Origin of the sequence: Bradyrhizobium sp. th-b2 (genome assembly GCF_000426785.1) — a bacterium.
Taxonomy (GTDB): domain Bacteria; phylum Pseudomonadota; class Alphaproteobacteria; order Rhizobiales; family Xanthobacteraceae; genus Bradyrhizobium; species Bradyrhizobium septentrionale.
This window is the reverse complement of sequence record NZ_AUGA01000038.1, coordinates 31,013-53,976: the sequence shown is the minus strand read 5'-3', so window position 1 is coordinate 53,976 and position 22,964 is coordinate 31,013. Positions and strand designations below refer to the sequence as shown.

Annotated in this window: 16 protein-coding genes and 1 pseudogene; 15 read left to right on the top strand and 2 right to left on the bottom strand. The window is 58.8% G+C overall.

Going from position 1 to position 22,964, the window contains the following annotated elements:
- Positions 1–9 precede the first annotated feature (9 nt).
- The 13 genes and pseudogenes from K359_RS53605 (at position 10) to K359_RS53585 (ending at position 18,319) form a co-directional block, all read left to right on the top strand.
- On the top strand, positions 10–5,520 hold the full coding sequence (locus K359_RS53605; RefSeq protein WP_051346538.1) for a trifunctional serine/threonine-protein kinase/ATP-binding protein/sensor histidine kinase: 5,511 nt from the start codon (positions 10–12) through the stop codon (positions 5,518–5,520).
- 206 nt (positions 5,521–5,726) lie between these two features.
- Entirely contained in the window at positions 5,727–6,554 is an 828-nt protein-coding gene (locus tag K359_RS53600; protein ID WP_051346537.1) for an enoyl-CoA hydratase, read from the top strand.
- 63 nt (positions 6,555–6,617) lie between these two features.
- A complete protein-coding gene (locus K359_RS0132630; protein ID WP_029083082.1) occupies positions 6,618–7,550 on the top strand; it encodes a ring-cleaving dioxygenase in 933 nt (310 codons plus the stop codon).
- 427 nt (positions 7,551–7,977) lie between these two features.
- Positions 7,978–8,682 (top strand): hypothetical protein, encoded by a 705-nt coding sequence (locus tag K359_RS0132620; protein ID WP_029083081.1) that lies wholly within the window; start codon positions 7,978–7,980, stop codon positions 8,680–8,682.
- Positions 8,683–9,050: 368 nt separating this feature from the next.
- Positions 9,051–10,487: pseudogene (locus K359_RS53595) on the top strand (catalase).
- Between the two features lie 1,081 nt (positions 10,488–11,568).
- Positions 11,569–11,694 carry a hypothetical protein gene (locus K359_RS65875; protein WP_256375184.1) on the top strand — a complete coding sequence of 42 codons (126 nt, stop codon included), beginning with the start codon at positions 11,569–11,571 and terminating at the stop codon, positions 11,692–11,694.
- 112 nt (positions 11,695–11,806) lie between these two features.
- The gene (locus K359_RS0132590) at positions 11,807–12,514 is read left to right on the top strand and encodes a sensor histidine kinase (RefSeq protein ID WP_156928771.1); all 708 of its coding nucleotides are present in this window, start codon (positions 11,807–11,809) and stop codon (positions 12,512–12,514) included.
- A 36-nt stretch (positions 12,515–12,550) separates the two neighbouring features.
- Positions 12,551–13,075 (top strand): flavodoxin domain-containing protein, encoded by a 525-nt coding sequence (locus K359_RS0132585; protein ID WP_029083077.1) that lies wholly within the window; start codon positions 12,551–12,553, stop codon positions 13,073–13,075.
- Between the two features lie 3 nt (positions 13,076–13,078).
- Positions 13,079–14,926, top strand: coding sequence for a 2-oxoacid:acceptor oxidoreductase subunit alpha (locus K359_RS0132580; RefSeq protein ID WP_029083076.1), 1,848 nt, complete (start codon positions 13,079–13,081; stop codon positions 14,924–14,926).
- Entirely contained in the window at positions 14,923–15,810 is an 888-nt protein-coding gene (locus K359_RS53590; protein ID WP_051346536.1) for a thiamine pyrophosphate-dependent enzyme, read from the top strand. Before K359_RS0132580 ends, K359_RS53590 begins: the two co-directional genes overlap by 4 nt.
- A gap of 255 nt (positions 15,811–16,065) precedes the next feature.
- Entirely contained in the window at positions 16,066–16,668 is a 603-nt protein-coding gene (locus tag K359_RS0132570; protein ID WP_029083075.1) for a PepSY domain-containing protein, read from the top strand.
- Between the two features lie 296 nt (positions 16,669–16,964).
- Positions 16,965–17,141: a hypothetical protein gene (locus tag K359_RS61765; protein WP_156928770.1), complete on the top strand. Its 177-nt coding sequence runs from the start codon at positions 16,965–16,967 to the stop codon at positions 17,139–17,141.
- A gap of 47 nt (positions 17,142–17,188) precedes the next feature.
- Entirely contained in the window at positions 17,189–18,319 is a 1,131-nt protein-coding gene (locus K359_RS53585) for an alpha/beta hydrolase (RefSeq protein WP_084518576.1), read from the top strand.
- A gap of 114 nt (positions 18,320–18,433) precedes the next feature.
- On the opposite strand, the gene K359_RS53580 is transcribed toward K359_RS53585, so the two are convergent.
- Positions 18,434–18,730 carry an ATP-binding protein gene (locus K359_RS53580; protein ID WP_198031213.1) on the bottom strand — a complete coding sequence of 99 codons (297 nt, stop codon included), beginning with the start codon at positions 18,728–18,730 and terminating at the stop codon, positions 18,434–18,436.
- A gap of 419 nt (positions 18,731–19,149) precedes the next feature.
- On the opposite strand from K359_RS53580, the gene K359_RS0132555 reads away from it, so the two are divergent.
- Complete coding sequence (locus K359_RS0132555; protein ID WP_029083074.1) at positions 19,150–20,145, top strand: aldo/keto reductase; 996 nt, start codon at positions 19,150–19,152, stop codon at positions 20,143–20,145.
- 64 nt (positions 20,146–20,209) lie between these two features.
- Here the strand turns inward: K359_RS0132555 and K359_RS0132550 are convergent, their stop codons facing one another.
- A complete protein-coding gene (locus K359_RS0132550; protein WP_029083073.1) occupies positions 20,210–21,136 on the bottom strand; it encodes a LysR family transcriptional regulator in 927 nt (308 codons plus the stop codon).
- Between the two features lie 566 nt (positions 21,137–21,702).
- Here K359_RS0132550 and K359_RS59285 point away from each other — a divergent pair.
- Positions 21,703–21,996: a DUF2934 domain-containing protein gene (locus K359_RS59285; protein WP_084518575.1), complete on the top strand. Its 294-nt coding sequence runs from the start codon at positions 21,703–21,705 to the stop codon at positions 21,994–21,996.
- Positions 21,997–22,964: the final 968 nt, after the last annotated feature.

The following is a 22,964-nucleotide window of genomic DNA, read 5'->3' as shown; positions in this document are numbered from 1 at the left end:
GGAGCCTTTATGAACTGGCTCTCGGGCTACGCATTCTCTTTGCTGCGGGAAGGCAGCATCGCTCTATACCGGGGCTCTGGCAACGGCTTGGCCCCAATCCTGCTTGTTGCCGCAGAAGAAACCTCGCCCAGTTGCGTTGAGCGACTTGAACACGAATATGCGCTCAAGTCCGAACTTGACGCCGAGTGGGCGGCGCGACCTGTCGCTCTTACGCACGATAGCGGCCGTATTACGCTGGTGCTTGAGGATCCCGGCGGTACGCCGCTAGATCGACTGCTTAGCCGGCCACTGGACGTATCGCATTTCCTGCGCATTGCGATCCCGCTTGCGGGTGCGCTCCGCCATGTGCATGAGCGTGGCCTCATCCATAAGGACATCAAGCCCGCAAATATTCTAGTGGAATCGGCAAGTAGCGGTGTGTGGCTGACGGGATTCGGGATCGCATCGCGCGTGCCGCGTGAGCGCCAGGCGCCAGAGCCGCCGGAGACTATCACCGGTACACTCGCCTACATGGCGCCGGAGCAGACAGGCCGGATGAACCGCTCGGTCGACTCCCGAAGCGACCTGTACGCGCTGGGGGTCACCTTTTACGAGCTGTTGACCGGCGCGTTACCCTTCACCGCCGCTGACCCGATCGAGTTAATCCACTGTCACATCGCGCGAGAGCCTGTTCCGCCGCACGAGCTTGCAAGCGCGCTGCCGGCTCCGCTCTCGATGATCGTCATGAAGCTTCTCGCGAAGACAGCTGAGGAGCGCTACCAGACCGCAGCAGGAGTGGAGGCGGATCTGCGCAAATGCTTGACTGCTTGGGAGTTGTTCGGGCGGATCGACCCGTTCCCGCTTGGTCTGCAGGACGCGTCGGACCGGCTGATGATCCCGGAGAAGCTGTACGGACGCGAGGCCGAGATCGCTACCCTGCTCGCTGCCTTCGATCGTGTCGTGAAGCATGGTGGTTCGGAACTCGTTCTGGTCTCTGGCTACTCAGGTATCGGCAAGTCGTCGGTCGTCAACGAGCTGCATAAGGTGATCGTGCTGCCTCGCGGTATCTTCATTTCGGGAAAATTCGACCAGCGGCTCCGCGATACCCCCCATGCGACCCTGGCTCAGGCGTTTCAGGGATTGATTCAACAGCTGCTGAACGGCCAGGCGAACGACATCGCTTTCTGGCGAGACGCGATCAAGGAAGCCGTCGGAAATCAGGGCCGTCTGCTGACCGATCTCATTCCCAACCTCGTTCGGCTGATCGGTCCGCAGCCGACCGTGGCAGTCCTCTCTCCGGTCGACGCCCAACTGCGGTTTCAGACCGTGTTCCAGCGATTCGTTGGCGTGTTCGCGAGGGCGGAACATCCGCTCGTCATTTTCGTCGATGACTTGCAATGGCTCGATCCGGCCACGCTGACGCTCATCGAATATCTCCTCCTCCATCCGGACACGCGGCACCTGTTGCTCATCGGCGCATATCGCAATAATGAGGTCGACCCGGCGCATCCGCTGATGCTCAAGCTGGAGGATCTGCGCAAAGCCGGCGTGAAAGTCGATCAGATCGTCCTCGGCCCACTCTCGGTCAACGACATCAACCATCTGCTGTGTGACACGTTGCGGCGTGCGCCAGACGACATGCGGCCGTTCGCAGAGCTGGTGCACGGCAGAAGCGGCGGCGGCAATCCCTTTTTCGCCGGACAGTTCCTCACCAGTCTCGCCGAAGAACGGTTGATCGAGTTCGATCCGCTCTCGCGGTCGTGGAAATGGGATTGGGACGCAATTGTCGACAAGAGGTTCAGCGACAATCCGGTGGACCTGATGATCGACAGGTTGCGGCGTCTTGCTCCGGAGGCTCAGGAAGCGTTGAAGCTGCTCGCCTGCCTCGGCAGTCACGCTGACTTTGCGACCTTGGCAAAGCTGCGCGGCGAATCTGAAGAGGCGATGCATGCAAGTTTTCGCGACGCGGTCCGCGCCGGGGCCGCTGCCCCCCGGGTGGAAAGCTATCGGTTCTTCCATGATCGGGTTCAGGAGGCCGCCTACGCGCTGATTCCGGCCGAAGGTCGCGCCGAACTCCATCTGCGGATCGCACGTCTCCTTGTCACAGAGACCGCGCAGGAGAACGTCGCGGAGAAGATCTACGACCTCGTCAACCAGCTGAACCTGGGCTCGACGCTCATTTCCGAGTGGCCCGAGAAGGTGCGCGCGGCCGAACTCAATTTTGTCGCAGGTCGGAAGGCGAAAGCGTCGACCGCCTATGCCGCGGCCTCCACCTATCTTGCAGCGGGCATCGCCGTTCTGTCGGACGACGGGTGGCAAAGATCCTATGACTTGACGTTAGGCCTGTTCCTGGAACGGGCGGAATGCGAGATCCTCAACTCGAACCTGGAGCAGGCGGCAGGACTCGTGGAGGTGCTACTCATCAAGGCGGGGTCGAAGATCGATCATGCCGAGATCTGTCGTTTGCGCATCATGCTTCAACTGAGGCAAGGCAACTATGCCCCCGCGGTCCGCACGGCGCTGGAATGCCTGCGAACGTTCGGCGTCGATCTACCGGACTCGCCGACGCCCGAGCAGATGCGAGCGGAATACGAGGAGATGCGCCGCGCCCTCGGCGAGCGCCCGATCGAGAGCCTGGTCGACCTGCCGATGATGGACGACCCGGAGATGCAGGCGGTCATGAAGCTCTTTAGTGGGTTGGGTAATTTAGCCTATCACGCTGACCTTGACCTGTACCAGATGATTTCCTGCTGGATGGTCAAGCTGAGCTGTCGTCATGGCACAAGCGAGTATTCTGCGATCGGCTATGGTGCGGTCGCCATAGTCCTTGGTCCGGCATTCCATCGCTTCGCAGACGGGGAGGCATTTGCGCGGTTGGCGGTTGCGGTTGCCGAACGATACGGGTTCACCGCGCAAAAGGCGGGTGCACATTTCTTGATGCAAATGGCGGTCCTGTGGACGCGTCCAATTGAAGATGCCCTGGCTTGCCTCGAGGCCGCGATCCGATCTGTCGCGGAAACCGGCGAAATGGTCTACGCCTGCTGGAACCGGCAACATCGCCTCACCGATCTGATGGCGCGCGGTGATCCTCTCGACCAGGTGTGGCTCGAGTCGGCAAGCGCTCTGGATTTCGTCCGCAAATACAAATTCGGTCAGTTGGTCATCTTGAGCATCCAGGGTTTCGTCCAAAGCCTTCGCGGCGGAGCGGGGAGCGGCGCGCCCCTCGACGAGCCGGCGCTCGAAGCACGAGTGCTCCGGGGAGGCGTTCCTCTCGTTGCCTGCTTTCACTGGATCTTGCAGTTGCAACGACACTTCTTGTTGGGCAACGCCGAGAGAGCCCTTGAGTTTGCCGGCAAGGCGAAACCTATTCTCTGGTCGGCCCGTCCCAACCTTCAGTCGATGGATTATTGCTTTTATCATTCTCTCGCCATCGCCGCGGTCTTTCCCGCGTCTTCGCCGGAGAGACGGGCAGAACTCCGCGAGGATGTTATCTCACACTTGGGGTCGTTTCAGCGATGGGCGGACAGTTGCCCGGCGACGTTCGCGCATAAACACACGTTGATCTCAGCGGAGTGGGCGCGCCTCGAAGGACGGGACATCGAGGCCATGCCGCTGTACGAGCAGGCGATCCGCTTGGCGGCGGAGCGCGGCTTCCTTCAGGACCAGGGGCTCGCGAGCGAATTGGCAGCCCGATTCTACCGCCTTCGCGGTCTCGAAAAGGTAGCAGACACTTATTTGGACGAGGCCCGCGACTGCTACGTCCGGTGGGGCGCCTGGGCCAAGGTCGCTCAGCTCGACAAGAGCCATCCCCGGATCCGACAACAAGCATCATTGACCGCAAAACCCACTATCGAGACGTCTATCGAGCGGTTGGATCTGGCCACGGTCATCAAGATGTCGGAAGCCGTGGCCGGGGAAATAGTCCTCGGGAGGCTAATCGAGACGCTGATGACTATTGCGGTCGAACATACCGGGGCCGACCGCGGCCTCCTGATGCTGCCGCGCGGCGGCCAATACCAGATCGAGGCGGAAGCGAGGAGCGGCCGCGACGGCGTCAGGGTCCGTCTTCTCGGAACGCCGGTGACGCCATCGGAATTGCCCATGCTGGTCCTTGAGCAAGTCATCCGCACCGAGGGCCGGGTGATTTTGGATGATGCCCGCGGGGAGAACCCGTTTGCCGAAGATGAATACATAGGCCGCAAACAGGCACGGTCACTTCTTTGCCTGCCGTTCCTGAAACAAGCCGAGCTGATCGGCGTACTGTATCTCGAAAACAGCCTGGCGTCGCATGTATTCACGCCGTCGCGTATTGCGGTGCTGAAGCTGCTCGCCTCACAGGCGGCAATCGCGTTGGAGAACGCCCGGTTGTACAGTGACGTCGCAGAACGCGAGGCGAAAATTAGGCGCTTGGTCGACGCCAACATCATCGGGATTTTCATCTCAAGTCGGAAAGGCGAGATCATCGAGGCAAACGACGCGTTCCTTAAGATGATGGGATACGACCGAGAGGATATCGCCGCAGGCAACATGCATTTGGCCGACTTGACGCCGCCGGAATGGCGCGCCAGCGCCGCCCGCGCCGTAGTAGGCGTTGACAAGACTGGCGCGGCCCAACCTTATGAAAAGGAGTACCGGCGCAAGGACGGCAGCCGCGTGCCTGTGTTGATGGGCTCGGCCGCGTTCGACGAGCAGCAAGACCACGGTGTGGCCTTCGTGCTTGATTTGACTGAGCGCAAGCGCGCGGAGGCTGAGGCACGCGAAAGCGAGCGGCGCTACCGTGAGGCGCAACTGGAGCTCGAGCACGCCAACCGCGTCGCGACGATGGGGCAGCTGACTTCATCAATCGCGCATGAAGTGAATCAGCCGATCGCCGCGGCAGTCACGTACGCGTCGGCGGCACGGCGTTTCCTAAGCGCTAAGCCACCGAATTTTCGTGAGGTGGACGAAGCGCTCTCTCTTATTGTGAAGGAGGGGAATCGCGCAGGCGAGGTCGTCGAGCGGGTCCGCGCACTCATTAAGAAAGTGCCGGCACGAAAGGACGCCGTAGAGATCAACGATGCCATCCTTGAGGTTATTGCTCTCACCCGTACGGAGGCCGCAAACAATAGCGTGTCGGTGCAGGCGCAGTTAGCGGAAGGCTTGCCGCCTGTCCAGGGAGATCGGGTCCAGTTGCAACAGGTACTACTTAACTTGATCATCAATGCCATCGAAGCGATGCGCGACGTCGGCGAAGAGGAGCGGCAATTGCTCATCAGCACGGGTGCCGAACCGGGTTGCGTGTCAGTGGAGGTGCGAGATTCCGGTCCGGGCTTCGCGGCGGCGGATCTTGAGCGCGCATTCGAGGCTTTCTACACCACTAAATCGAACGGTTTGGGACTTGGGCTGTCGATCTGCCGGTCGATTATCGAAGCGCATAACGGGCGTTTGTGGGCGAGCCCAAATCCGCAGCGCGGCGCTATTTTTCGTTTCACTGCGCCGGCTCATCCGACCGGCGTCGTGAGCGGAATGCCGCTTCGGATCCACGACGTGGCAAGACGTTGAGTGTACCAGGCATCCTGATCATCGGTGGTGACCGGCTTTACGCCAACGAGACGCACAACCATTCCAACGCCGATCGTGCCATTCAATATGACGGCAATTATTCTCGGTAAAGTAGCGGTCAAAGAAGGAACGCGCTACTTGGTGCGGTGGACACCGCCAGAAGCCAGAAGTTGCATTGAATTCACCAAGAGACGAGGTTATCGATAATGGATGATATTATTACCGAAGAGGTAGGAAACATCTTACGCGTGCAGTTGAACCGCCCGACCAAGCGGAACGCGATGACGTCATCCATGTACGTGGCTCTCGCGCGTATCTTCAATCAGGTGGCGAATGATGAGAATATGCAGGTCGTGCTTTGGCACGGTGCGGGAGATTCGTTCTGCGCGGGCAATGATATCGAGGATCTTCTCAAGAATCCTCCAGGGCCAGGCGAATCGCCGCAGGCCGGCCTCATGAATGCATTGGTCAATTTCGACAAGCCGATCGTCGTCGCGGTCCAGGGTGCCGCGATCGGTGGCGGCACTACCATGCTGACGCACTGCGACTTCGTCTACGCGGGCGAAAGCACGAAGTTCCAGATGCCATTCATTAGTCTAGCGGTCGTGCCGGAATTCGGATCGAGCTGCTCCGTGCCGGCGCGGATCGGTCATCTCCGTGCGGCAGAGCTGATCTTGCTGGGGGATCCTTTTGATGCCGGGCGAGCCGCGGATTTGGGTCTCATTACACGAGTTATGCCCGACACGGATGTCTTGGCGAAAGCGACCGAAACGGCTCGGAAATTGGCCGCGAAGCCGACCGAAGCGTTGCAAGCCAGCAAGAGGCTCATGAAGCAACCATTTCGTGAGCAGATCAAGGCTGCAATGAAGGCCGAGAACGAAGAATTTGGCGCGCTGGTCCGCTCTGAAGACGCAAAAGAGGCGCTTACGGCCTTGATGGAAAAGCGCAAACCTGACTTCACGAGGAATATCATCCCTTCAGCAATAGCATCGGTGCGAACATACGACCCCGGTAGCGCCGATCGCCGCGGCTGAGGAGTCCTAGCGAACTGTCCCTAATCAAAGCGGCCACGAGGGTTCGGAATCAACGAGGCAAATATGAGCATCCATCACGTGACGGCAATGGCCGGCGATCCTGCCAAGAATTTGGGCTTCTACACACGCGATCTCGGGCTGCGCTTTGTAAAGAAGACAGTTAACTTCGACGATCCGTCAACCTACCACTTCTATTATGGTGACGAGATCGGCAGTCCTGGCACCGTTCTGACCTTCTTCCCTTCAAACGCCGAGGCCGGCCGGCGCGGTGTTGGCGAAACGTGCCTGACCGCCTTCCGCGTCCCACAGCCCTCAATCGGCTACTGGACTCAGCGTTTCATCGAGAAGGGAATTCTCCACCAGAAACTGGAGAAGCGCTTCGGTCAGTCCGTGCTGCCGTTTACGGATCCTGATGGGATGGCGCTCGCGCTCGTTGGCATCGCCGATGCCGAGAGTGAGCCGGGTTGGAGCACCGAGGACATTCCCTCGGAACATGCGATCCGCGGCTTCCAGGGCGTGACCCTGCTTCTCGACAGCGCGCAGAAGACGGCCGCGATCCTGACTGACGTGTTCGGCTTCCGCGAGGTCGCCCGCGAAGGATTGGTGATCCGCTTCGCCGCGGCGGGCGACGCGAAAGGTAGCATCGTCGACATCTGCGAAGCTACCGGTGCTCTGCGAGGGCGGCAGGGACGCGGTTCGGTGCATCACATCGCATTTCGCGCCGCGGACGACGTACAGCAGGCGCAGATGACCGAGAAGCTAATTCACAGCCACGGCAGGCATCCCACCGAGCAAAAGGACCGGAAGTACTTCCGCTCTATCTATTTCCGCGAACCCGGCGGCGTTCTATTCGAGATCGCAACCGATATTCCCGGATTTGCGGTCGACGAGCCGATCGAAGCTCTCGGTCGGAACTTGGAGCTGCCGACCTTTCTCGAACCGCGTCGCAAAGCGATCGAGAGCGCGCTACCCGTTCTCGAGATGGCGACTTCGTGACTAACGAGTGCGCCTATCACTTCGTGGTGCCGCGCTGGCGCTCCGCGCCAGCGCTGGGCGGCCGCGCTCTCGCCGGCGACGATCGGCACAGTTGGAAGCGCATTGGACAAGAGTATCCCATCAGCGATCAGCTGCGTCGGCGGGGTGCCGAAATCTGCTAACTGCACGTACCGCGGCCCTCAACCGTCTTTATTTCGTCGTTATACTAATAGGCCGAACTCCCCATCGGATTCGTCGGACGATTAGGCAATGATTTGGTCGCTGCACCATTCCGGATGCGATCTCCACACTACCGGGAGGTCGGTTCTCTGCATCTCGGACATCCCTCGTCGACATTGCAGACATCCTCGGTCGCTGTCGCTGCCTGTGCTGTTCGAACTGGCGGGTGCCCGAGTTGTTCGCCACTGAAAATGCTGTAGGAGTCTCGATGTACGAGTTCATCGCCGGTCAGATCGTCGGGATCAATGGTCTGATTAACCTTTCGAACATTGTGTTTCTCGTCGCATTCTCGGTGCAGGACGTCCTCAGGCTGCGCATTTTGGCCATCGTCGGCGAGGCGCTGACCTTGCCATATTACTACTTCCAGGGTGAGAAACTGTGGCCGCCGATTGTTTGGGGAGCCGCGTTCATGCTCGTGAATGCGGTCCGCGTCGTGGCGATAGCTTTGGAGCGGCGGCCGGTAGTTCTCAGCGACAGGGAAGAACGGCTCTACCGCGTCGCATTCAGCTCGATCGACAAGCGCGAGTTCCTGAAGCTTGTCAGCCTTGCCCGGTGGGTCGACTGCTTTCCCGGAGAGATTATTCTCGAAAAGGGGAAGCACATATCGGAGGCCATTGTCGTTATGGCCGGGGATCTCGAAGCCATTGTTAGCGACAACACTAGGATGGCGCTTCGACCCGGTCAGCTGATCGGGGACGTCAGCGCCTACAGCGGCTTGGCCAGTCCGGCGGAAGTAGTGGCTCGCGGTCCCGGGATTCTTGCAAAGTGGGATCTGCAGCACGTGAGAGAGTTTACAGCGAGCAGGCCCGAACTCCGCGCCAACCTTCTGCAGATTGTGAGCATGGATCTTGCAGCGAAATTGCGCGACGTCGCCAGCCCGAGCCTCGCTGAGAAAGAACTTGTGCCAAAATGACCCCGCATCGGCGCGCAGGGCAGCGAGCCATGCGCAATGAGCCTCACCAGGCCAATCCAGGACCAGTGTGCATTGTCTCTCAGCCGGATGCGCCTGGCTGCTTTTCGTGACAGAGACTCTGCAAAGATCAAAATAGCGGTGGACCTTGTACTGGAGCGTGCGATTGCAACGCGCGTCCCGAATTCGTCAGCTGACAGTTTTGAGCATGATTGGCATCAACTTCGCAGCAGCGTTCAATCGCGACCGGGCAGCGACATGGCATATTAAATGCCGGCTTTGAGAAGCTGTTTCGGCTCAAGGTGACGACAGCTCTCTCTAGATGAAGCATTGAGCACCCGGCCCCCCCAACTCTCCACCGGAGCATACCCTTGAACGACCTTTCCAAACGACCGCCGTTAGCCCATGCATCCGGCACTCCCGTCACGGATAACTTTAACATTGAGACCGCTGGACAGCGCGGCCCCGCGCTGCTGCAGGATATCTGGCTGATCGAGAAGCTCGCCCATTTCGCCCGCGAAGTGATCCCCGAGCGCCGCATGTCCTTCACCGTCACGCACGACATCACGCGTTACACCAAGGCCAGGATTTTCTCCGAGATCGGCAAGCAGACACCAATGTTTGCCCGTTTCTCGACCGTCGCGGGCGAGCGCGGCGCTGCTGACGCCGAGCGCGATATCCGCGGCTTTGCCCTGAAGTTCTATACTGAAGGGGGCAACTGGGATGTCGTCGGCAACAACACGCCGGTGTTTTTCTTCCACGATCCGCTGCGCTTCCCCGATCTCAATCACGCCATCAAGTGCGATCCGCGCACTGGTATGCGCAGCGCCGACAACAACTGGGACTTCTGGACGTTGCTGCCTGAATCGCCGCATCAGGTCACGATCGTCATGAGCGATCGAGGCATTCCGAAAAGCTTGCGTCACATGCACGGTTTCGGCAGTCACGCGTACAGCTTCCTCAATGCTGCAAACGAGCGTCAAATTCCACTTCCGTACCCAGCAGGGCATCGAGAATCTGACGGACGCGGAAGCCGAGGGCCTCGTCGGCAAGGATCGCGAAAGCCACCAGCGCGATCTGTTCGAAAATATCGAGGCCGGCAATTTCCCGGGCTGGACCCTGTTCGTCCAGGTGATGACGGATGTTCAGGCCAAGGCGTTCCCCTTCAACCCGTTCGATCTGACCAAGGTTTGGCCAAAGGGGGACTTTCCGCTGATCCAAGTCATTTCGAACTCAACCGAAACCCCGAGAACGTCTTCGCCGAAGTCGAACAGGCAGCGTTCTCGCCAGCCAACATCGTGCCGGGCATCAGCTATTCACCGGACAAGATGCTGCAGGGGCGCCTCTTCTCCTACGGAGATGCGCAGCGCTATCGCCTGGGCGTCAATCACCACCATATCCCCATCAACGCACCGAAATGCCCGTTCCGGAGCTATCATCGCGACGGCGCCATGCGCACTGACGGCAATCTCGGCGGAACCCCCACCTATTTCCCCAATAGCCGGGGCGAGTGGATCGATCAGCCGCAGCTTAATGAGCCGATGCTCGAGCTCGAAGGCGGGGCTGCACATTGGGACCATCGTGTCGACGATGATCATTACCCCCAGACCGGCAACCTCTTTCGCAAGATGACTCCTGCCCAGCAGCAAATTCTGTTCGACAATACGGCTCGCCAGGTCGGCGCCGCTGCTAGGCGCATTCAGGAGCGTCATGTTGTCAACTGCGCCAAGGCAGATCCTGCCTACGGCGCGGGCGTCGCGAAGGCGCTGGGCATCGAATTTAGATCGTACATAATTGCGGCGGAGTAGGCCTCGTCCTCCGCGCCCGTCGACGGCGCTCACTGCGCCGTCGGCCGGCCGTACCGTGTCTGCGGTAGAAGCAAGGTCGTCGCGACGCGACGTGCCGAGGAAAGTGAAGTTGGCGGCATCGGCGCGAAATGAAGGGGCAAAGGAGCTGATATGAGGAGTGTATTGAGTCTGGCTACATTCGCCATCGGGGTGCTGTGCTTCGTGGCGTTCGTTACCAAAGTAAAGCCGGTTTCCATCATTGCAACGCCTTCGCCGATCGAGCAGTCGCGGGCCCAGTGATGGGTCCGGCGATTCAGATAATATTAAAGCAGAACCGAGATTTCTCAATTATCGGGACCGATAAGCGGTGCCCATAGCCCGCTATTTCATGTTTGTTGGGAGCGCGCTTGCCGCTTTGCTGTTCATCTCCGACTGGCTTTTGCCAAACCCGCCAGCGACGTCCGCTGATCAGTTCGTCGCCCTGCATAGAGCGGTTATCCGGATCAAGTCAGCCAACAAATGGCCGGAGAAGGTCGTTTTGGATACAAGTCAGCTGACTATCACACCTCCCGTTGTCATGGACGCCCCGACGATCCAATTGTCGAGCCCGCTACCGTCTGACAAATCGCCGGATCATTCGAATTTTGACACTACGAGCTTGCTAAAGCCAGATGCACGGCCGGCCGCTATCAATCATCCAACCCCGCAATCCGAGGTCCGCACGGCGAGGGCCGCTCGATCAAGGCGCGCAGCGAAACGTCCTGTCATACACCGCCGAACGGTAATGAGCAGGGACTGTTGCCAGTTAGGGTGGGTTGATAGCGCTCAAACAAGCTCGAATGCTATGCGGCACAAACGCGCGGCGTCGTCATGGCAATTGGATTGACGTGCGCTCGATCGGCAGAACTAGAAAGACAAAAGAGCTCTGCAGGCGCGCACGGAAGTGCGCATCAACAATCTAAATTAGTCAACAACGTACAAGATCGTCCGAAGTGCATTCGTTATCCTTTACAGCATCAAGACGAAATCGGCCGCCTATTTGACATCTCGTTTAAGTAGGACGAGCGGGCTAACCGGCATCTCGCATTCGGAGCAACCTTGCATGATCGAGTACCTAATTGCTGCGCGCGTTGCGGTCATCCTCTGGACCAGTTTCGTAGTAATGCCGGCCGAAATTGCCTTTGACGCGATTGAGGCCGAACTGGAGCGTCGCGGCGTCGAGTTATGAATGCTCCTGTCCGAAGCTATTCACCGCGAACGCCGTTTGGAACGGCATTGATATCCGAACGAAGCCGTGTCGAACGTCTTTGGTCAGAGAGAACAACTCGTTGGAGCACGAAATGACAGAGCGCGCCGCGCAGTTGCCGAATCCTGACGGATCGTTGCTTCTGCGCGAGTTGGACCACAGAATAAAAAACGAGCTCACGTCGGCCATCTGCGCGTTTTCGACCAAGGCAGTGCAAGCGGAGAGTGTCGTGGTCAAGGCAACGCTGCTCGATGTCGTAGACGTTTTGCATCGATGGGCCGATGTTCATCGTGCGCTGCACATGCCGGATCAGGGGCGCCTCACCGATGCCGCGAGATACCTCCAGCAGCTTTGCTTCGCTATCACGAAATACCGACTGGATTGTCTCGCGATACGTGTCTTGTTTTCGGCAGACGATCTGAGGCTTGAAGGAGAGCGTTGTTGGAAGCTTGGACTGATTGTATCCGAGCTACTGACCAATGTGGCACGACACGTACAATTTGACGGTAAGCATCCAGAACTGCGGGTGAGGTTGATGCTTGCAGGCAACGTCGTAAAGTGCGGGGTGTGTGACAATGGGGCGGCGCCTGAACCCATCCGGCGCGGTCGAGGGCTTACGATCGTCGACGAATTGGCCAGCAGTCTGGGGGGGCACGTTCATACGTCCTGCGCTGCCGAAGGATCTTCCTTCCTTCTCACCTTTCCGTTGACTGAGGCCGAGCAATGCGCCGCTGGGGCGGCTCAACATGTCTTGAAGCAGAGGAAGATGGGCCGCCCTCAGCGGTTGGGGCCGTCAAGGTAGCGGGGAAACGTCACTGATGGAAAGCGGAGCTAACTCGTGAACAATATCGCCAATCCCGCGGGAGCTGTCCCACAGTTCGCTCAGCGTCGCGTCCTCCATATCGTCTTTGCCTCCACCAGCGGACACACGGAGTACGTGGTGGATGCGCTGATCGATTCCTTGAGAAACAGTCTCCTAGGCTGGGAGATCGAAGCTACGATCGCCGAGAAAGCGCAACCACAGGATTTGCTGAGGGGAGATGTTCTCCTGCTCGCCTCCGCAACCTGGAATACAGGGGGCACCGAGGGGCAATTGAATCCGCACATGTGGGGGCTACTCCATGACAAGGCTAAGACTCTGGATATGGCCGGCAAGCCGTGTGCGTGCATCGGTCTCGGAGACCATCGATATTTCTACACAGCGCGAGCGGTGGATCATTTGGAACACTACGTTGAGGCCCATCACGGTCGGCTGATCGTTCCAACGCTTAAACTCATCGACGAACCCTACGGTCAGGAGGAGGCCATAGGAGCCTGGAGCAAACAGTTGGTGGATGGCTTGAAACTCACAGAACGGTGTTAGGCCATGCCCCGCGTCTCTCTCAAAATTGTCGGCGCTTCCGGACAGGGAATAAACTCCATTGGCGCAATTATCGCCAAGGGGCTCAAAAGATCCGGCTACTGCGTGTTCGGCTACCGCGAGTATCCCTCCCTCATAAAAGGCGGACACGCGAGCTATCAACTGGACATCTCGAATGACCAAATCCGCAGCACGGAAACCAAGGTGAACGTGCTTGTCGCGCTCAACCATCACGGTCTCGAGCTGAACATGGAGGAGCTGAAACAGGGCGGGATTGTACTGCACGTGACGCCGGGGTGGCTGTTTCCGGAGCACCATCGGAATCTGATCGCGGAGCGAAGCCTTCGCGTCATCTATTTTCCGGTCGATGACATTCTCAAGCGCCTCGGCGCGAGGGCAATTCTGTCGAACGTGCTGCTGACGGCGTTTGTCTGGTCCATGCTGGACAAGGATATCGATGTCATCAAATCCCTCGTCGGAGCGACGTTTGCGAAGAAGAAAGCTCTGCTCGAACTCAACATGCGATGTATCGAAGAGGGATACTCCTTTGTCGATCCAGAGCAGGGGACGGTCTCCGTCACGTTGCCGCCGCCTGACAGGGGTTTCGCGAGCCACCTTTTGATTACCGGCAGTCAAGCGATGGGGCTCGGCGCGGTTCATGCGGGGGTGCGGCTCTATGCCGGATACCCGATGACACCCTCCAGCCCGCTGCTGTCATTCATCGCCGAACTCGAAAACAAGACTCACATGGTGGTCAAGCAGGCGGAAGACGAAATCACCGCCGCGCAGATCGTGAGTGGGGCAATGTATATGGGAACCCGCGCGCTCACGGCCACCTCCGGTGTCGGTTTTGATCTTATGAGCGAGACACTGTCCCTGAATGCCATGATCGAGAACCCGACGGTGTTCGTGCTGGCGCAACGCCCGGGCCCGGCGACCGGCCTGCCGACCTGGACGGCTCAGGGAAGTCTCTTACAGGCCACGAATTGCTCCGCCGGCGAATTTGCTCGGTGCGTGATTTCGGTCAGCAACAGCCAGGATGCCTTCGATTTGATGCCGGTCGCATTCAATCTGTCAGAGCAGTATCAAATCAGTGTCATTGTCCTCACCGACAAGCAGATCGCCGAGGCGCTCTATACACAACAGCCCTATGATCTGGAAACAGCCGAAATTGATCGTGGCAGGCTAGTTCTCGACCCCGAGAAGCTGAAATTACTGAAATCTTCCGATCGATTTGACCCGCATGCCAAGGGCGGTGTTTCGCTACGATGGGTTCCTGGCAGCGACGCGGCGACCTATTGCGCGCAGGGCGATGAGCATAATTCCATGGGCGCCGTGGATGAGTCCAGCCTCAACGCCAAGTTGCAAATGGAAAAGCGTTTGCGGAAGTTTCACGGATTGAAAGCGGGGCTTCCGGCACCTCACTTGAGTATCGGCGGTCGTAGCGTAAAGACGAGCGACTGGATAGATGCTGCCGACGAAATCGATCTGCTCGCAGTCGGTTGGGGAAGCACCGGTGAGGTATTTAAGGACGTCATGCGCAGCGATGAACTGCGAGGGCGGAAGATCGCGTATTTGCACTTCACGTATCTCTGGCCGCTCCGCACACAGGAGCTTCAGAGATTGGCAAAACGGTCGAAACGCATTGTCCTGGTGGAGCAGAATTATCAGGGGCAATTGGGCATGCTCATTAGGATGGAATGTGGCCTGGATATCCCAGACAAAATTCTCAAGTACGACGGTCGACCGTTCTTCTACGATGAGCTCCTTTCGTCGGTGAAGGAGAGGTGTGCGCACACCTCGGAAAGCGACGAGAAGACCCCCGGTTTCGAACAAGCGAGTGGCCCATCATGAATATCGCTCTGCAGACCCAGCCGTCCGCTCTTTCCGAGTACTATTCGGAAACTAAATGCATCTGGTGTGACGGCTGTGGCAACTACGGCATCTGGACGGCCGTGAAGTATGCGCTGGTGGAGCTGAACTTGCATCCGTGGCAGGTGTGCCTTGGCTACGATGTCGGTTGCAACGGCAACGGCTCGGACAAGATTGAGGGCTACCGCTTCCACGGGCTGCATGGTCGCGTCATCCCGTTTGCGGCAGGCGCGAAACTTGCGAACATGAAGGTTCCGGTGATCGCCTTCGGCGGGGATGGCGCGACCTTCTCGGAAGGTGTCGGGCATCTGGTCCATGGCGTGAGGAGCAATTATCCCATCACGTTTGTCCTGCACAACAACACAAACTTCGGGCTAACCACCGGGCAGGCTAGTTCGCTCACTCCACAAGGCCGGCCAATGAACACAAGTCCTAACGGGATCCCCGAGCATACGTTGGCGAGCATGGACCTGATCTTCTCGCTCAACCCGACCTTCGTTGCCCGGGGCTTTAGCGGTGACATCAAACTAATGACTCGTATTCTCAAAGCCGCCATTCAGCACCGCGGCTTTGCCTTCGTCGAGATGCTCCAGGCGTGTCCGACATACAATCACTTCGCGACGCACGAATATCTGCTGGACAGGTACTTCGATGCAAATGCCGATGGTCACGACCCGGGCAATCTGCAGCAGGCTAGGGCGCTCGCTGCGCAGGTTCAGGATCGGATCGCCTGCGGCATTCTCTATCAACGCGAAGACATTCCCCACTTCTATGACCGGCTAATCCCGCGGCAAGGGCTCGAGACGACCTGCGTGGAGGAGGTGCGGAGGTATGATGTGAGCGAGTATTGGAAGGAATTGGTGTAATCGAATTAACCGTTGGCCGTGCGACAGCGCGGGCTTCGAACATAATCATTTCTTTCGTCCGTCTATTCGAGAAATGCCGGCGGCGCCGGCGCGTATAGGTGTAGCTCATGGTCGGGTCTCCCGTGGCGCCAACGATTGGGGAGTCCGCGAAGCGGGGTGTTGTGTCCGTCGATAACTTGCGGCTGGACGGCGTCATTCTGTCGGCCGGCGTGCCTCTTCTTAACCGTTCCTCGTCGATCTAAATCGAGTGGGCCAATGTCAAAGAAACAACTATCCGTAGCCCTATTAACGTCGCTGATCTGCGCGCCCTCCTATGCCGGCACCACGTTGGATGGCGAAATCGGCACGGCTCAGGAACAGGGCGCAAGCGGCGAGGCGATAAGCCGTGAACTTGAGTTGTTCCGAGGCGCGAAAATATCACTGCGCCAGGCGCTGAAGATAGCCGACAGCCTCCACCCCGGTACGAGGATCGTGGATGTCAGTTTTGATGGCGGCTCCGGCTCATCCGTTTATCGCGTGAAGACGTTTCGGCAGGATCATATCTGGGAAGATACGATCGACGCCAAAACAGGGCAGGTTGCGGGCAATGCTACAGTGTCGTCCATGAGCGAGTTAACCCTAGAGGATCGGCTCAATCTGATCGCCATGCAATCTGTCCGGCAAGAGCTTGCAGATGCAGTCCTCGTAGCCGAGAACAACACGTCAGGAAAAGCGCTCAGTGGCGGACTGATGAACGAAGCTGGCAAGTTGATTTTTGTGATCGTGGTTCTGTCCGGCACAAACCTCAAGCAGATCATGCTCGAACCGCCGAGCGCCAACAACCGGGAAACGCTTCCGCGTCGTTCAAAGCAGCACTGATGCCAAGGATCAGGCCGCTCGGACGGCAACCGAGGGTTGGCCTTTCAATGCCCTTTTTTGGTCCCCCACTATCGGCCACGCTGAGCCCTCGGCTTACGCACCGGCAACAGATCCGTAAATTCCAGGACACAGATCTGCCCGTCGGCAGCGGGGGAAGAGCATGCGAATGCTGAACTTTGAAAGAAACGGCTCCTTTTTTGCGATTGGTGCTGCCTCAAACTAGCGTGCGCACCGAGGAAGCGTTACAGCGCGCGCAATGGCGGGCTGGAGCAAGATGACCTCCGATGGATGCAGTGATGACTGAAGGCTATGGACGGCGGGTTGGCGAGCGATTGCGAGTAGAAACGCACGCGCTCTGTGACGCCCATATCGCCGTTGCGTTCGGCTTCACCGCTCCAGGTCATTTCACGCGCACGTTCAGCCGGATCGTTGGCGTAAGCCCACGCGCCGGGCGTCAGGCGCTCAAGGAGTAGCAAGCAACTAGATAAGTGCGTGTTGGCTTGGTGGGGAGTCAGTTGCCATGTGGAGTAGCCTTCGTGGTCGCAGGCTGGATTGGGCAGTCGTTATTCTATTTGCCTTCGTTTTGGTCGGTTGCGCTGCCAGACCTGGCCCGGAGGTGCTGACGCCCGTGGCCGCCTCCTCTGGCGAGAAGGCGCTGCAGATCTATGTGGCGACCACGCGTGAGCGCGAGAGTTTGTCGGGGAATGTATTCACTGCGAACCGCGCTAATACGCTCAACTTTGCAAAGTTTGTCGTCTCGGTGCCCCCTAACCACAAGTCCGGCAATGTCGAAATGCCGACCGCAACCCCCGATCCACGGAGTAGCTTTGCTGTGGTGGATCAGGCCGTGATGAGCGAAGCCGACTTTCGCAAAGCCGTCGCTCCGCAGGGCGATATTCGGCGGAAAAAGCACAAAGCCTTCGTTTTCGTGCACGGGTTTAACAACAACTTCCAAGAGTCGCTGTTCCGACTCGCACAATTGCAGGCGGACATCAAAATCGACGGGATTCCGATCCTGTTCTCCTGGCCATCGCAGGGTCAGGTGGCGGCCTACGAAATAGACAAGCAATCGGCGAGCTATTCTCGCGACTATCTGATGGGTTTACTAACCCTGTTGAGCAGCAGCCCCGAGGTCAGCGACATTGTAGTGGTTGCCCACAGTATGGGTGCTATGTTGACCGTTGACGCTCTGCGCCAGCTTCGTATCGAAGGCAAAGACCGAGTGATCGCCCGGCTAGGCCGTATTGTGCTGGCGGCGCCCGACATCAATGCGAAGACGTTCCGTGCGCAGGTACAAGCTATCGGTCCGCTCAAGCCACCTTTGCTGGTTCTCGTTTCGAAAGATGATGGTGCGCTTCAACTGTCCAGCTTTCTCGACGGTGGCATCGTGCGTGCCGGTGATATCAACGTCGACGATCCCGTTGTGCGGGAGGCTGCCCTAAAAGAAAAGGTTCAAATCGTCGACATATCGAGGCTCGCAAAGCACGACGATCTGGGGCATGACCAGTTCGTCAGTGTTGCTGTGCTTTATTCACGACTACACGACCAGGTGGCGCGTTATCGCAACACGGCTGGTACATTTACCTTTGTGGATGACGATGAGACGTTCTTGCGGCCAATCGACATCGGAGATCAGGTGGCTGCGCAATGACGGTTTGCAAGTCCGCAGACGGAACCGGTTGATTTCGTTCCATGCCGGCTACTATCGGGGCAACCAGTCATTTTTCCAGATCGCTAGTTTCGATCGTCGAGCACAACTCTGGCGCTACCATAAGGTCTGATGGTGGTGATAGGGGCAACAACCAGTTAGCGCAGTCGATATCCGCGAAGGATCACAAAAGCTGCCGTCGGGCTTGGTCGTGTAGAAGGGCTCAAAGAGACGCGACAGGCTCTCCGAGCGCAGCTCATGGCCGGTATCCCGCACCGCGACGCACACGCCCTCCGGCTCGATACTCTCGGTGCTGATGTGTAATTCGCGGTTACCGTCCTTAACGCCACTCATCGACTGGATAGCATTGATGATCAGGTTCAACATGACTTGTTGCAGTTGCACCTCTGACATCGGCCTCCGCTGTATGGGCATGAGCGCAAACTACGGCCCGCTGACAAGGCCGAGATGATCGCTCTGCTGCGTAAGGCGGGGTGGTCCTGACCGCCAGCCATCCCGTTCCGCCGACGACATGTACGGCAGCTTCTGGCGCAGAGCTGCCGTTCAAGGGCATGTCCGGAAGTAGGATTTCGGGACCGTCAGGTCCGAGTTTGACCCGGAACGGACATCGAACCGCGCTTCTTCCGATGCGGATTGTCTGCCATTTCACAGTCGCGTGGTTTGCCCGCGTTTGGAGGCGCGGGTTCAGGTCGATTTGGTCGATTTGCTTGAAAGTGTTTCTAGCGTCGTGCGTATTTTTCTAATTGTGGCGCAGCCATAACCTCTCTCGTGCTGCCGTAACGGCATCTGATCGCGGAATGACGAGGTATGCAATGAAGACGCGGCAACTGGGAACCGACGGACTCAAAGTCTCTGAAATAGGTTTTGGCTGCATGGGCTTGAATTCCACTTACAGCCACGCGCTTGCCAGTGAAGAGAGCATCACGTTGATCCGATCGGCAGTCGATCTGGGCGTCACCTTCTTCGATACCGCCGAAATCTATGGTCCCTTTACCAACGAGGAGTTTGTCGGCGAGGCTTTGCGCAACGTGCGCGACCAGGTCACTATTGCGACCAAGTTTGGCTTTGCAATCGATCCAGCGACCAAGGCGAGCACCGGCCTGAGCAGTCATCCAGGCACCATCCGCAAGGCCGCCGAGGGATCGCTGAAGCGACTGGGTATTGAGGTCATCGATCTGTTCTACCAGCATCGCGTCGATCCCAACGTGCCGATCGAAGATGTCGCCGGCACGGTCCGCGACCTGATCGCTGAAGGCAAGGTCAAGCATTTCGGTATGTCCGAGCCGAGCGCCGAGACGCTGCGCCGTGCCCATGGAGTCCAGCCCGTCACCGCGCTCCAGAACGAATATTCACTGTGGACGCGTGGCCCTGAGACCAACGGCATCCTCGGCGCCTGCGAAGAGCTTGGCATCGGTTTCGTGCCGTACAGCCCGCTGGGCAGGGGGTTCCTGACTGGCGCCATGTCATCGGAGACCAAGATTGCGGAGGGTGATTATCGAAAGCTTCTGCCCCGCTTTACACCCGAAGCAATGCAGAAGAACCAGGCGCTGGTCGACTTGCTGAAGTGGATCGCGCGCGAAAAGAACGCCACCCCGGCTCAGCTCGCGCTCGGCTGGCTGCTGGCGCAGCGCCCGTGGATCGTCCCGATCCCAGGCACTACGAAGCTCCATCGCCTGCTGGAGAATATCGGCGCATCGACCGTCGAGCTAACCGCTGCCGATCTCGCCAAGATCGAACGCGCAGCTGCTGCGATCCAGATCGAGGGGGACCGCTATCCCCCGCAGCTGCAGGCGATGATTGGTCGCTGATTGAGCTGCGCTCCACGACCCTTGGTCGCCACTCTCGATGATATCCAGCGAAGGATTGCCACGCTTACGCGGTGCGCGCCTCATCGGATGCCGTTGCAAGCTCCGCCTCGACTTGTCGAACCTGCTCCCAGATGAAATCGATCACAAGACGCGTGCGTGGCGCGAGATGCCGTCGCGATGGATAGACCAGGCTGAACGGAACACCAGGAGCGGGAAAGTCCCTTAGTAAGCGAACCAGCCTGCCATTGCGGAGGTCATCGGCTACTTCGAACAGAGCGAGATAAGCGATGCCGTATCCGGTCCGAGCGGCCAGGTGCACCGCGCGTACGTCGTTGGCGAGAAATCCGCCCGACGCCCGAAAATCCTTGGGGCCATCCGGCGTAACAAAGGTCCAGACGTCCGAATTCGGTCCGACGTCGTGCACAATGCAGGTGTGGTTTGCGAGCTCGGCGGGAATGGATGGTTCGCCGTGCCGCTCGATGTAGCTTGGCGCTGCCGCGACAACGCGCACGGCGGTCCCGCTACGGCGCGCCACCAGTGACGCATCCTTGATCTCGCCGACGCGCATGGCAAGGTCGAGCCGCTCTTCGATCATGTCGCCGAGCCGATCACCTACCACAAGTTCGACCTTCAGACCCGGATGATCGGCAAGCAAGATCGGCAGACGTTGCGCGAGAATGCGGCTCGCCGCCACCGTGACACCCACCCGCACGAGCCCGACAGGTGAGCCGCGCTGCCGCCCGAGCGCTGCTTCCAGCCCGTCAACACCGTCCAGCACGGGCCGGGCCAGACCCAGCAGCATCTCGCCATCGTCGGTCAGGCTGAGCTTTCGCGTCGTGCGGTGAAAGAGGCGGACCCCGAAATGTTCCTCCAGCTGCGAGACCTGGCGGGCGACCGCAGCCTGGCTGAGCTCGCGCTCACGGGCGACGGCCGAAAACGAGCCCGTCTCCACTACGCGGACCAGGATTCCGAGCGCGCCGAGAAGGTCCATCGATTTCCTCGAAAAACGCAAAGGTCATGCAAAGCAAATCGGGATTATAGCGCCAAGACAAGAGGCGTATCTCAACAGGAGCGCAAACCGGTGTTGCGGCCCAAGCATTAACCGGAGCCGCCCGCCGCCCGAATCGAGCCCGAAAGGCAGCGAGGTGTCCGATGTCAAGGCTTCTCGCAATATTGGTCAGTCTGAAGGCCATTCTCATCGCGGCCAGCGTCGCCTTTGCAAGCGGCGACATGCTCCCGGTCATCCTGATCTCGATCTTGCTCAACCTTACCCAATTGGGCGCGAAGCCGATTGGCGGTGCTGTGAGACCCGGTTGCGAGTCCGCCAAGCCAAGATCGAAACCGCCGACTTCGAATGCACGCAACCAAGTCTCTGGTGGGCGGTTATGGAAACGGCGACTTCCGGCGCAAATCGGGCTTTAAAGTGCAGTTATCCTTCGGTCGCAAGCCCAAGGATATTCGGGGAGCGGTAGAGGTGTCGCCGTTGGTGGTAGATCGAAGGAACGAATTTCCACCCCCGCGAGTTTTCCACAGCACTCGAAAGTTGGGAGCGGAACCATGCGCACCTTAACGGAGGAAGATATCCGGACGCGGGCCTACAAACTTTGGAAGGCCGCAGGTGGGTCCACCAAGTGCGATGCCTTTTGGTACCAAGCAGAGAAAGAACTATTAGCCGAAAGAGCGAGAGAGAATTCTGGGCTACGCGCGTCGAATGTCGAACCACTCGACGACGGCGCGATATGGTCCCGACGGGCGGTCACTAGCCCGGATGCGCCGTCGCATCATCTGAACGATCCGGCGGTCGTCCGCTCGCCCAGATGCATGCAACGATACAGCCACGGCTCGAGGTAGCTGCCCGCCCATCCCGCGCCATCAACTGAACATCTCGCCACCGTCCGTGGTACTGGTCCGGCAAGATCGAGATGCAGCTCACCGGCCGTCTCGCGATGAAAGCATCAAGGCCGTTCGCCGCCCTGGCGCCGCATCGTCCTGCCAAGCTACCTGATCCACGACATAGTTGCTCCTTTTCCGTCGCGTCGAAGCACCATCGGCGAATGCGCGTGCCGTGAATTTCCAGCGTGTGATGCTCACTTGACCGGCGAGACCATCTGCAGACAGGGGCTGGTTGATCGCTAACAGCATTCCCGAGCAAAGCACTTAGCCTTGGAACCACTTTTCACTCCGTCGTGTCCGAGATTGCCATGCTAACCGAACATGTAGCGAAATGACAAAATCGACGGAAATGGGCCCATTGCGGAAGTGGTCGGCTTTAAGGGCGAGCGCCATAAACCTTCGTATCGTTCCGGCGACCTCTCTGGATACCCGACGATTACCTACGTTCAATTGAGCCGCTGATCGCGATCGTCTTAACTGGGGTGTGCGGTAGCGCTCCCGCTATCGCTGCCCTTCTTGGGCGTTTCCTCCCTAGACTTGGGCCGCTTGTGGCAACGCAGGCGGCCTTTCTTTTTGTGTGCACCCATTGTTTTGGGGCAAGTGCCGGGAAGTGGGCCAAAGCCATGGGCGCGGCAAGTGTATCCGAGACTGCACTTTTTCGTCAGCTTCCGGGGGTATTGCGGGTGGGTGTGGGATATCATCACCACCACCACCCTGCCTTCGGCTGTTATCGGTGACCGAGAGTGTTGCGCTCCCGCCTGGCCCATGGAGAGTGCATCACATGCCGGAATGTCATTCCCCTCGCATGATCGAGCGATCTCGCTGCCCCAAGTGCGAAATTCGCATGATGCTGGTCGATGTCGAGTGCAGCGTGGTTGGTCCCGATTTGTGCACGCCTGTATGTCCCAAGTGCGAACTGGCCTACA